Genomic DNA, 11333 nt, shown 5'->3' with positions numbered 1-11333 from the left:
ACACCTGCCTCCATGCACCGTCTGAACGCCGCCCCCGCCCTGCTGCTGGCCGCAGCCCTGGCCGCGAACGCACAAGAAGCCGCCAAGCCCGCTGCCTGGAACGTCAATGCGCCACCCGGCGTGGCCAAGACGGCCACCATCGACACCAGGACCGGCACCTGGATGAGCGTCGATGTCAGCCCCGACGGCAAGACGGTCGTGTTCGACCTGCTGGGCGATCTCTACACGCTGCCCATCGCCGGTGGCGAGGCCAAGGCCTTGACGCACTCCATCGCCTGGGAGCAGCAGGCCCGCTTCTCGCCGGACGGCAAGCAGATCGCCTTCCTGAGCGACGCCGGCGGCGGTGACAACGTCTGGGTCATGAATGCGGACGGCAGCAATGTCCACGCCGTCACCAAGGAAGACTTCCGCCTGCTGAACAACCCGGTCTGGCACCCCAATGGCAAATACCTGCTGGCGCGCAAGCACTACACCGGCACTCRCAGCGCGGGCTCGGGTGAGATCTGGATGTTCCACGTCGACGGCGACGCGGCCAAGAACAAGGGCGTGCAGCTCAACGAAAAACCCAACTGGCAGAAGGACCTGGGCGAGCCGGCCATCTCGGCCGATGGCAAATACCTGTACTACAGCCAGGACACGACGCCGGGCCGCGTCTTTGAATACAACAAGGACGGCACCGCCGGCATCTACACCATCTTCCGCCAGGACCTGAACGACGGCGCCGTCGAAGCCTTCGTGCAAGGCCCCGGCGGCGCGGTGCGCCCGACGCCTTCGCCCGACGGCAAATACCTGGCCTTCGTGCGCCGCGTGCGCAACCAGAGCACGCTGTTCCTGAAGGACCTGCAGAGCGGCCGCGAGTTCCCGGCCTGGGGCGGCCTGTCGCGCGACCTGCAGGAGATCTGGGCGATGTGGGGCGTCTACCCCAGCTTCGCCTGGATGCCCGACAGCAAGGAGATGGTCGTCTGGGCCGAAGGCAAGATCTGGCGCGTCGACCCCTTCAAGAGCAAGGCCACCGAGATTCCCTTCCACGTGAAGGACACGCGCGAGCTGCGCGAGCCGATGCGCTATGCGCAGGAAGTCGCGCCTGAGAAGTTCGCCGTGCACCAGCTGCGCGGCGCCCAGGTGTCGCCGGACGGCAAGCGCGTCGTCTATTCGGCGCTCGGCTCGCTGTACGTGAAGGACTTGCAGGATGGCGCTCAAGGCACGCCGCGCCGTCTCACGAAGCAGAACGACGCTTTCGAGTTCGCGCCGAGCTGGTCGCGTGACGGCAAGAGCCTGGTCTATGCGACCTGGCGTGACGACACCCAGGGCACGGTGCGCCGCCTGGACGTCGCCTCGGGCAAGGAGACCGTCCTCGTCAAGGAGCCAGGCAAATACCTCGAGCCGCGCCTGTCGCCGGACGGCAAGCAGCTCGTCTACCGCAAGGTCAAGGGCGGCGGCCTGACCAACCCCTGGCACAGCCTGGACACCGGCCTCTACCTCGCCGCGGCCGACGGCTCTGGTCTTGGCCAGCGCATCTCCAAGGAAGGCGATGGCGCCCAGTTCGGCGCCCGCARCGATGAGCTGTTCTTCACCAAGACCAGCAACACCAGCGAGGTCGAGATCCGCAAGGCGCTGATGCGCCTGAATCTCAACGACCGCAGCGAGACCGAGATCGCCCGCAGCGACGTGGCTTCCGAGTACAGCGTGTCGCCGGACGGCCAGTGGCTGGGCTTCGTCGAGCGCTTCCATGCCTATGTGACGCCGCTGCCGCGCGTGCAGGGCCAGTCGGGCAAGGTCATCAGCGTCGGCGCCAAGATGGACGCCCTGCCGGTGCGCCAGCTCGACGTCAACGCCGCGTCCGGCCTGCACTGGAGCGGCGACAGCAGGCGCCTGCACTTCGCGCTGGGCGACGAGCTGTTCACGGCCAATGCCGAGGGCAAGAGCACTGAAAAAGAAAAGGCGACCGCGCAGAAGATCGGCTTCGAGCAGGCCAGCGACAAGCCCAGCGGCAAGATCGCGCTGACCGGCGCGCGCATCGTGACGATGAAGGGTGATGAAGTGATCGAGGGGGGCACCGTCATCGTCGACGGCAACCGCATCGCCGCCGTCGGCAAGGACATCGCCATCCCCGCCGATGCCAAGCGCATCGATGCCAGCGGCAAGACCATCGTGCCGGGCTTCATCGATGCCCACTGGCATGGTGCGATGAACGACTCCGGCCTGATCCCGCAGACGAGCTGGGTCAACCTGGCGTCGCTGGCCTTCGGCGTGACGACGCTGCATGACCCGTCCAACCTCAGCTCGGCCATCTTCACGCAGAGCGAGATGCAGCGCGCCGGCATCGTCACCGGCCCGCGCATCTACTCCACCGGCACCATCCTCTACGGCGCCAAGACGCCCTTCTCGTCCACCATCAACGGCCTGGACGACGCGCTGACCCACCTGAACCGCCAGAAGGCCGAAGGCGCCATCAGCGTGAAGAGCTACCAGCAACCGCGCCGCGACCAGCGCCAGCAGGTGCTGGAGGCCGCACGCCAGACCGGCATGATGGTCGTGCCGGAAGGCGGCTCGCTGTTCCAGCTCAATATGAGCATGATCGTGGACGGCCACACGACGGTGGAGCATTCGCTGCCGCTGGCCGAGGTCTGGGATGACGTCCGCCAGCTCTGGAGCCAGAACGCCGTGGGCTACACGCCGACGCTGAACGTCGGCTACGGTGGCCTGGACGGCGAGCACTACTGGTATGCCCGCACCGACGTCTGGAAGCACCCGCTGCTGAGCCGCTATGTGCCCAAGAGCGTGCTGGAGCCGCGCTCCGTGCGCCGCGTCACCGCGCCCGAGGAGGACTTCAACATCGTCCGCGTGGCTCGCACGGCCACCCAGCTGTCACGCGCTGGCGTCAACACCTCCATCGGCGCCCATGGCCAGCGTGAGGGCCTGGGTGCGCACTGGGAGATGTGGATGTTCGTCATGGGCGGCATGACGCCGCACGAGGCGCTGCGCGCCGCGACCATCAACCCGGCGCGCAACTTCGGCTTCGACAAGGACCTGGGCTCGCTGGAACCGGGCAAGCTGGCCGACCTCGTCGTCATCGATGGCAACCCGCTGGCCGACATCCGCCAGTCGGATCGCATCGCGCAAGTGATGCAGAACGGCCGCCTCTACGACGCGCAGACGATGAACCAGGTCGCGCCGGTGGCCAAGGCCCGCAAGCCGCTGTTCTTCGAAGGCGCGGACGGCCAGAGCATGCCCATCGATACCGAGGCCCTGGAAGCGGGCCACGTCGGCGACTAAGTGCGGGACAAGCGCCGCCGGGCCAACAAAACGGCGGCGCCGCACAGCGCCATCAGCAAGGTGCCCGGTTCGGGCACCGGTGCTGCCTGCAGATAGTTGAAGCCCGAGGCCGAGGTGAGGGCCACCTGGTCTTGCTGCACGCCATTGAGCGAGACGGTCATGCCGCCCCAGCGCAGCGTGTGCGACAGGTCGAAGGAGGACGTGGCCAAGGCACCGCCATGGCCGTCATTCGCCGTCTGCGCCGTGCCCGTCAGCTCCACGATGAGGGGCAGCATCTGGCCGGTCAGGAAGGTGGCCGTGCCATGCAGCGTGGTCAGTGGGTCGCCGACATAGCCGTGCACGCCAAGCACCGGCGAGTTGTTGTAGAGGGTGGCATCGCCGCCCAGGTCGTAGGCACCGCCGCCGACATCCGCCCTGACCTGCCAGGACGCCGAGCCGATGTTGGAGTTGCCGACGCTGAGGCTGCCGTCGAAGTTCAGCTGGAAATTCACCGTCACCTGCGTGTTGGCGGCCACGCCCGGCAGGTCCAGCTTGAAATCGTCGCGCCAGATGGCGCGGGCGACGCTGTTCAGGCTGCCGGTCGAGTCGCCATCCACCTTCAGCGTGCCGATCTGGGCAAAGGCGTGGGCGTGTCCGCTGGAACTGGCGCCCCCTGTGACCAGGCCGCTGGTCAGTTCCGCCGACCCCTGCTGGGTCAGCACGGGGTTGACCGGCCCAGTGCCACCGCTGAAGTTCGGGTTCACGCCCAACTGCGCGGTCACGAGCGTGGATGCCTGGGCGCCGATGCAGCCGAGTGCCAACGCGAGGATCGTCAAATTGCGCGAAAGCTTCATGGCCTGTCTCCTGGGTTTGCAAACAGTCTGCCGCGCCGGTTTTGAAAGTGCAGCCCCCTAGATCTTTGGGCGTCCTTCATTGGCATCTAGAATCCCCCCGGTCAGGAGAGCGCCCCGTTGCAATTGGGGGCCGCCGAAGGCGCAACAACGCTCAGGCAGAAGGACTGACAAGACGTGGCGAGTGACAGACACTCGACGCGTTCCTCACTGGAGAGAGGCCGATCCTTGAGTCGGTCCACCGAAGGGGCAAGCCCGTGGCGATTCGCCAGGGTCAATCTCTCAGGTACCCCGGACGGCGAGGACATCCAAACCCGAATTCCGTCGGAGCCCTTGATGTCCTCTTTGCTGCAAACGCCTCTTCACGCCCTCCACGTCGAACTCGGCGCCAAGATGGTGCCCTTCGCCGGCTACGACATGCCGGTGCAATACCCCGCCGGCGTGATGGCCGAGCACAAGCACACCCGGGCCGCCGCCGGCCTGTTCGACGTGTCCCACATGGGCCAGGTGCGCCTGGTCGGCGCAGACGCCGCAGCCGCCCTTGAAACCCTGGTGCCGGTCGACATCGTCGACCTGGGTGTGTTCAAGCAGCGCTATGCCCTGTTCACGAACGACCAGGGCGGCCTGCTGGACGACCTGATGGTCTGCAAGCGCCCCGACGACCTGTTCGTGGTGGTGAACGCCGGCTGCAAGGACCAGGACATCGCCCATATGCAAAAGCACATCGGTGCACGCTGTGAGGTCATTCCTGTCCCTGAACGCGCGCTGCTGGCCCTGCAAGGCCCGCAGGCCGTGGACGTGCTCTCCCGCCTGAACCCTGAGGTCGCCAAACTGACCTTCATGACCGGTGGCTTCTTCAAGCTGGACGGCATCGACACCTTCCTGACCCGCTCGGGCTACACCGGCGAGGACGGCTACGAGATCTCCGTCCACCAGGACGACGCCGTGGCTCTGGCCCGCAAGCTGCTGAGCCATGCCGAGGTCAAGCCCATCGGCCTGGGCGCGCGCGACTCGCTGCGCCTGGAAGCGGGCCTGTGCCTCTACGGCCACGACATCAACGAGACGACCACGCCGGTCGAGGCCGCCATCACCTGGGCCATCCAGAAGGTGCGCCGCGCCGGTGGCGCGCGTGCCGGCGGCTACCCGGGCGCGGCCGTCATCGATGAGCAACTGGCCAACGGCGCGGCTCGCAAGCGCGTCGGCCTGGTGGGCAAGGAGCGCATGCCTGTGCGTGAGGGCGCCAAGATCGTGGCAGCCGACGGCACCGAGATCGGCACCGTCACCAGCGGCACACTGGGCCCCACGGTCAACCAACCGGTGGCACTCGCCTATCTCGACAAGGCGCATACCGCCGCTGGCACCGAAGTCTTCGCCATCGTGCGCGACAAGCGCACGCCGATGGTTGTTTCCGCTACCCCCTTCACCCCCAACCGCTACTACCGCGGCTAAACCTCTCGGAGCCTGAACGATGAGCATCAAGTACACCCCCGATCACGAATGGCTTGACGTCCACGGCGACGGCACGGCGACGGTCGGCATCACCGTGCACGCGCAGGACGCGCTGGGCGATGTGGTCTTCGTGGACCTGCCCGAAGTCGGCAAGACCTATGCCGAGAAGGAAGTCGCCGGCGTCGTCGAGTCCGTCAAGGCCGCGGCCGACGTCTACATGCCCGTCGATGGCGAAGTCGTCGAAGTCAACGAAGCCCTGCGCGACGACCCGGCGCTTGCCAATACCGACCCGCTCAAGGCCGGCTGGTTCTTCAAGGTCAAGCTGAGCAATCCCAGCCAGCTCGATGCCCTGATGGACTCGACCGCCTACGACGCCCTGTTGAAGACCCTGTAAATCCTCGAAGCAAGACCCGCCATGCCGACGCCGCTTTCTCAACTCGAAGACGCCTCCGAATTCCATGCCCGCCATATCGGGCCGGATGCCGTCGATGAATCCCTGATGTGCGCCGCCGTCGGCGTGGCCAGCCGGACCGCGCTGATCGACGCGGTCGTGCCCAAGTCCATCCGCCGCGCCCAGGGCATGAAGCTGCCCGCGCCCATCACCGAGGCCGGCGCGCTGGCCGAGCTGAAGCTGATCGCCGGCAAGAACAAGGTCTACAAGAGCTTCATCGGCCAGGGCTATTACGGCGTGCACACGCCGGGCGTCATCCTGCGCAACATCCTCGAGAACCCCGCCTGGTACACGGCCTACACGCCCTACCAGGCCGAGATCTCGCAGGGCCGCATGGAGGCCATCCTGAACTTCCAGACCATGGTGACCGACCTCACCGGCATGGACATCGCCAACGGCTCCATGCTGGACGAAGCCACCTCGGCCGCCGAGGCCGTCACGCTGGCCAAGCGCGGCGTGAAGAGCAAGAGCAACACGCTGATCGTCGCCGGCGACGTGCACCCGCAGACCATCGAGGTCATCCAGACGCGCTGCGCGCCCTTGGGCATCGACGTCAAGGTCGGCATGGCGCCCGCGCTGATGGCCGAGAACGACTATTTCGCCGTCGTCTGCCAATACCCCAGCACCACCGGCCTCATCCATGACCTGAAGGCCTTTGCCGACCAGGCCCACGCCAAGAGCGCCGCCTTCATCGTCTGCACCGACCTGCTGGCGCTGACGCTGCTGGTCTCGCCCGGCGAGTTCGGCGCCGACATCGTGGCCGGCAACAGCCAGCGCTTCGGCATGCCCATGGGCGCCGGCGGCCCGCACGCCGCCTTCCTGGCCTGCAAGGACGAGTTCAAGCGCTCCATGCCGGGCCGCCTCGTTGGCGTGTCCAAGGACGCGCAAGGCCACCCGGCCATGCGCCTGGCGCTGCAAACCCGCGAGCAGCACATCCGCCGCGAGAAGGCCACCTCCAACATCTGCACGGCCCAGGTGCTGCCGGCCGTCGTGGCCAGCATGTACGCCGTCTACCACGGCCCGCAAGGCCTCAAGCGCATCGCCGAGCGCGTGGCCAGCTACACGGCCATCCTGCACGCCGGCCTGACGCGCCTGGGTGCCAAGGTCGTCACGCCGCATGTGTTCGACACGCTGCTCGTGGAGTGCGATCCCGCCCCCGTCATGGCCAAGGCCGTGGCCGCGCAAGCCAACCTGCGCAAGATCAGCGACAAGCACGTCAGCATCGCGCTGGACGAGACGACGACGCGCGCCGACCTCGAGGCCATCTGGAGCTGGTTTGCGCCCGCCGGTGCCGCCGTGCCGACCGTTGCCGAATTCGCCGCCGGCGTCGACAGCCTGATCCCGACGCAACTGCGCCGCAGCAGCGCCTACCTGAGCCACCCGGTCTTCAACACCCACCACAGCGAAACCGAGATGCTGCGCTACATCCGCAGCCTGTCGGACAAGGACCTGGCGCTGGACCGCAGCATGATCCCGCTGGGCTCCTGCACGATGAAGCTGAACGCCACGGCCGAGATGATCCCCATCACCTGGCCGGAGTTCGCGGGCGTGCACCCGTTCGCGCCGCAGGACCAGCTGGCCGGCTACACCGAGCTGGACCAGCTGCTGCAGAACTGGCTGACCGAATGCACGGGCTATGCCGGCATCAGCCTGCAGCCCAACGCCGGTTCGCAAGGCGAGTACGCGGGCCTCTTGGCCATCAAGGCCTGGCATGAGTCGCGCGGCGACCACCAGCGCAACGTCTGCCTGATCCCTGAAAGCGCCCACGGCACCAACCCGGCGTCGGCCCAGATGGTGGGCATGCAGGTCGTTGTGACCAAGTGCGACAAGGAAGGCAATATCGACCTGGTCGACCTGAAGGCCAAGTGCGAACAGCACGCCGCCAAGCTGGCCGCGATCATGATCACCTACCCCTCCACCTACGGCGTGTTCGACACCCACGTGAAGGAAATCTGCGCGATGGTGAAGGCCCATGGCGGCCGCGTCTACGTGGACGGTGCCAACATGAACGCGCTGGTCGGCGTGGCGGCACCCGGCGAGTTCGGCGGCGACGTCAGCCACCTGAACCTGCACAAGACCTTCTGCATCCCGCACGGCGGCGGCGGCCCGGGCGTCGGCCCGGTCTGCGTCGTCGATGACCTCGTGCCCTTCCTGCCCGCGCACCGCACCGCGGGGCTTGGCAAGGAGACCAACATCGGCGCCGTCTCCGCCGCGCCGCTGGGCAACGCGGCCGTGCTGCCGATCTCGTGGATGTACATCCGCATGATGGGTGCCGAGGGCCTGAAGAAGGCCACCGAGGTGGCCATCCTGTCGGCCAACTACGTCGCAGCCCGCCTGTCGGACCATTACGACATCCACTTCAGCGGCAACATCGACGGCGTCAAGGGCGGCGGCGTCGCCCACGAGTGCATCCTGGACCTGCGCCCGCTGAAGGACAGCTCCGGCGTCAGCGCCGAAGACGTGGCCAAGCGCCTCATCGACTACGGCTTCCACGCACCGACGCTGAGCTTCCCCGTCGCCGGCACGCTGATGGTCGAGCCGACCGAGAGCGAGTCCCGCGCCGAGCTGGACCGTTTCATCGACGCGATGATCCAGATCCGCCACGAGATCGCCGACGTCGAATCCGGCAAGGTCTCGCGCGAAGACAACCCGCTGGTCAACGCGCCGCACACGTCCATGGTCGTCAGCGCGACGGAGTGGGCTCATGGCTACAGCCGCGAAGCCGCCGCGTTCCCGCTGCCCTCGCTGCGCCGCCAGAAATACTGGTCGCCGGTGGGCCGCGTGGACAACGTCTGGGGCGACCGCAACCTGTTCTGTTCCTGCGTGCCGCTCAGCGAGTACGAGGAAGCCTGATCATCACCATGCCCTCTGAGATGGGGGCGAGTCACGAGGCCCGGCAAACCCGGTTCTCGGGCTCCGCTGGATGAAAACGGGCGGCCAAAAGCCGCCCTCTAACCAATCGAGGCAGTCATGGCCGTTTCCGTTTTCGACCTCTTCAAGATCGGCATCGGTCCGAGCTCCTCGCACACGGTCGGCCCGATGCGTGCCGCCCGCCTGTTTGGCCTGCGGCTTCAGCACGACGGCCTGCTCGACAAGACGAGCCGCGTGCAGGTGGTCCTGTACGGCTCGCTCGGTGCCACCGGCAAGGGTCACGGCAGCGACAAGGCCGTGTTGCTGGGCCTTGCCGGGCATGAGCCGGACTCCGTGGATGTGGAAGCCATCCCCTCCCTGCTGGAGGCGATCCGCGCCGGCGACCTGAACCTCGTCGGCCAGCACCAGGTGGCCTTCGACGAGTCCAAGGACCTCGTCTTCAAGCGCCGCGAGACCCTGCCCTTCCACGCCAACGGCATGCGCTGCATTGCCTTCGACGCAGACGGCAACGAGATCGCCAACCGCGTCTACTACTCCGTCGGCGGCGGCTTTGTCGTCAGCGACGAGGTGGCGGCCGACGGCAGCAAGCAGAAGGTCATCGCCCCCGACACGACGGTGCTGCCCTACCCCTTCAAGTCCGGCGACGAACTGCTGGAACTGACCAAGCGCCACGGCATCTCCATCGCCGAGCTGATGCGCCGCAACGAGTGCCATTGGCGCACCGAAGCGGAAATCGACGCCGGTCTGATGAAGATCTGGGGCGTCATGCAAGCCTGCGTCACGCGCGGCTGCAAGACCGAAGGCATCCTGCCGGGCGGCTTCAAGGTCAAGCGCCGTGCGGCCCAGCTGCACCGCGACCTGACGGCCAACCCCGAGGCCGCGCTGCGCGACCCGCTGCAGGTGATGGACTGGGTCAACCTCTATGCGCTGGCCGTCAACGAGGAGAACGCCGCCGGCGGCCGCGTCGTCACCGCACCCACCAACGGCGCGGCCGGCATCGTGCCCGCGGTGCTGCACTACTACACACGCTTCGTCCACCACGCCACCGAACGCGGCGTCGTCGACTTCCTGCTCACCGCCGCCGCCATCGGCATCCTCTACAAGGAAAACGCCTCCATCAGCGGCGCCGAGGTCGGCTGCCAGGGCGAGGTGGGCGTGGCCTGCTCGATGGCCGCAGGCGCCTTGTGCGCCGTCATGGGCGGCACGCCGGAGCAGGTCGAGAATGCCGCCGAGATCGGCATGGAGCACCACCTGGGCCTGACCTGCGACCCGGTGGGCGGCCTGGTGCAGATCCCCTGCATCGAGCGCAATGCCATCGCCTCGGTCAAGGCCATCAACGCGGCGCGCATGGCGCTGCGCGGCGACGGCACCCACTTCGTCAGCCTCGACAAGGTCATCAAGACCATGCGCGACACTGGTGCCGACATGATGACCAAATACAAGGAAACGGCCCGCGGCGGGTTGGCGGTCAATATCGTCGAATGCTGAGCGCCGCCAGAGCGAACGGCGTATTGGGCTTGGGCTCAACGCCCGCGGCGTTGCCCAGCAGCGCGGTCAGGTCGACGGCAATCATCCAGCCGCAGATACAGGGCATTTGAGGAAGTTGGCGAGTTACGCCAGCCGCAGCACGAGGAAGCTCGCGAAGCTCTCCATCAGCAGCGACGCGACGAACAGCACGATGCCGCAGACGAAGGTGCCGACGAGGAAGCCCGTCTTGTAGCTGAGGTAGCCGATCCACTCCAGGAAAAGCAGAACAGCGAACACACAAATGATGCTGCCAACGACCTTGAGGTCGTACAGGTAGTAGCCGATCATCGCCGCGACAAAGACCACGAGGAAGGTGATCAGGAAGCCGCCGGACCTCCTGGTGAATGGCGAAGCACCCACCAGAAAGCCTACGCCCAGAGCGATGGTGCAGTAGTACTCCAGGCCGATGGCGAACAGGCCCGCTTGCGCAGGCAGCAAGCCCATCACCTTCGTGATGCTGTAAGCAGCCAGCACCACCAGATGTCCCCAGATGACCGCGCCTGTCGCCTTGTCGTTGAAGAACAGCGTGAGCACACCCGGGCGGTAATACATGCCGAAGCTCAGGATGCCGGAAAGACAAATCGCGGCGAAGAAGCCGAAGATTTGCGACTGGTAAGCGAGAGTCAGGGCACCAAAGTACACCATGCCCCAGAAGCTGGCCACCGACATCGGCGGCACGCTGAATCGCCCCGGGTTTTGAGGAGGCTCCAACCCTTGAGAAGATGGAGCCATGAACAAGTCAAACAAGTTCTCACCTGAGGTCCGTGAGCGCGCGGTGCGCCTGGTGCAAGAACACCGAGGTGAGTACCCATCACTGTGGCTGGCAGTGGAATCGATCGCGCCGAAGATCGGCTGCGTGCCGCAAACACTGCTGACCTGGGTCAAGCGCCAGGAGATCGACACCGGCGTGCGCGAGGGCGTGACGACGT

8 protein-coding genes and 2 riboswitches are annotated in these 11333 nt (G+C 66.6%); of the genes, 6 read left to right on the top strand and 2 right to left on the bottom strand.

The genetic code is table 11. From position 1 onward, the window contains the following. Positions 1 to 12: 12 nt before the first annotated feature. Positions 13 to 3276: an amidohydrolase family protein gene (locus AC1D2H_RS26855; RefSeq protein ID WP_478012985.1), complete on the top strand. Its 3264-nt coding sequence runs from the start codon at positions 13 to 15 to the stop codon at positions 3274 to 3276. On the opposite strand, the gene AC1D2H_RS26850 is transcribed toward AC1D2H_RS26855, so the two are convergent. Further along, on the bottom strand, positions 3273 to 4109 hold the full coding sequence (locus tag AC1D2H_RS26850) for a hypothetical protein (protein WP_477934352.1): 837 nt from the start codon (positions 4107 to 4109) through the stop codon (positions 3273 to 3275). The two genes, AC1D2H_RS26855 and AC1D2H_RS26850, sit on opposite strands and share 4 nt — an antisense overlap. Before the next feature lie 92 nt (positions 4110 to 4201). Further along, positions 4202 to 4286: riboswitch (glycine riboswitch) on the top strand. Positions 4287 to 4306: 20 nt separating this feature from the next. Then, a riboswitch (glycine riboswitch) is annotated at positions 4307 to 4415 on the top strand. Positions 4416 to 4442: 27 nt separating this feature from the next. Here AC1D2H_RS26850 and gcvT point away from each other — a divergent pair. From gcvT to AC1D2H_RS26830, 4 genes are all read left to right on the top strand, one after another. Beyond that, on the top strand, positions 4443 to 5555 hold the full coding sequence (gene gcvT / locus AC1D2H_RS26845) for a glycine cleavage system aminomethyltransferase GcvT (RefSeq protein WP_478012984.1): 1113 nt from the start codon (positions 4443 to 4445) through the stop codon (positions 5553 to 5555). A gap of 19 nt (positions 5556 to 5574) precedes the next feature. Further along, positions 5575 to 5949 carry a glycine cleavage system protein GcvH gene (gcvH, locus tag AC1D2H_RS26840; protein ID WP_056197006.1) on the top strand — a complete coding sequence of 125 codons (375 nt, stop codon included), beginning with the start codon at positions 5575 to 5577 and terminating at the stop codon, positions 5947 to 5949. 21 nt (positions 5950 to 5970) lie between these two features. After that, on the top strand, positions 5971 to 8859 hold the full coding sequence (gene gcvP / locus AC1D2H_RS26835; RefSeq protein WP_478012983.1) for an aminomethyl-transferring glycine dehydrogenase: 2889 nt from the start codon (positions 5971 to 5973) through the stop codon (positions 8857 to 8859). Between the two features lie 117 nt (positions 8860 to 8976). After that, complete coding sequence (locus tag AC1D2H_RS26830) at positions 8977 to 10365, top strand: L-serine ammonia-lyase (protein WP_478012982.1); 1389 nt, start codon at positions 8977 to 8979, stop codon at positions 10363 to 10365. A gap of 123 nt (positions 10366 to 10488) precedes the next feature. Here AC1D2H_RS26830 and AC1D2H_RS26825 read toward each other — a convergent pair whose 3' ends face one another. Continuing rightward, positions 10489 to 11136, bottom strand: coding sequence for a hypothetical protein (locus AC1D2H_RS26825; protein WP_478012981.1), 648 nt, complete (start codon positions 11134 to 11136; stop codon positions 10489 to 10491). Between AC1D2H_RS26825 and AC1D2H_RS26820 the strand changes: the two genes are divergently transcribed. Beyond that, positions 11135 to 11333: transposase (locus AC1D2H_RS26820; RefSeq protein WP_478012980.1), on the top strand; the 199-nt coding region annotated here is incomplete at its 3' end. The two genes, AC1D2H_RS26825 and AC1D2H_RS26820, sit on opposite strands and share 2 nt — an antisense overlap.

This window comes from Roseateles sp. P1_C1_2 (assembly GCF_056406535.1).
Note: the sequence above shows the minus strand (reverse complement) of the source record. Positions and strands in the feature narration are given on the sequence as shown.

What these genes read in the sequence shown, in the direction of transcription:
- gcvH (WP_056197006.1), top strand. Translation starts at nt 5,575, where the DNA reads ATGAGCATCAAGTACACCCCCGATCACGAATGGCTTGACGTCCACGGC.
- gcvT (WP_478012984.1), top strand. Translation starts at nt 4,443, where the DNA reads ATGTCCTCTTTGCTGCAAACGCCTCTTCACGCCCTCCACGTCGAACTC.
- AC1D2H_RS26825 (WP_478012981.1), bottom strand. Translation starts at nt 11,136, where the DNA reads ATGGCTCCATCTTCTCAAGGGTTGGAGCCTCCTCAAAACCCGGGGCGA.
- AC1D2H_RS26850 (WP_477934352.1), bottom strand. Translation starts at nt 4,109, where the DNA reads ATGAAGCTTTCGCGCAATTTGACGATCCTCGCGTTGGCACTCGGCTGC.
- gcvP (WP_478012983.1), top strand. Translation starts at nt 5,971, where the DNA reads ATGCCGACGCCGCTTTCTCAACTCGAAGACGCCTCCGAATTCCATGCC.
- AC1D2H_RS26830 (WP_478012982.1), top strand. Translation starts at nt 8,977, where the DNA reads ATGGCCGTTTCCGTTTTCGACCTCTTCAAGATCGGCATCGGTCCGAGC.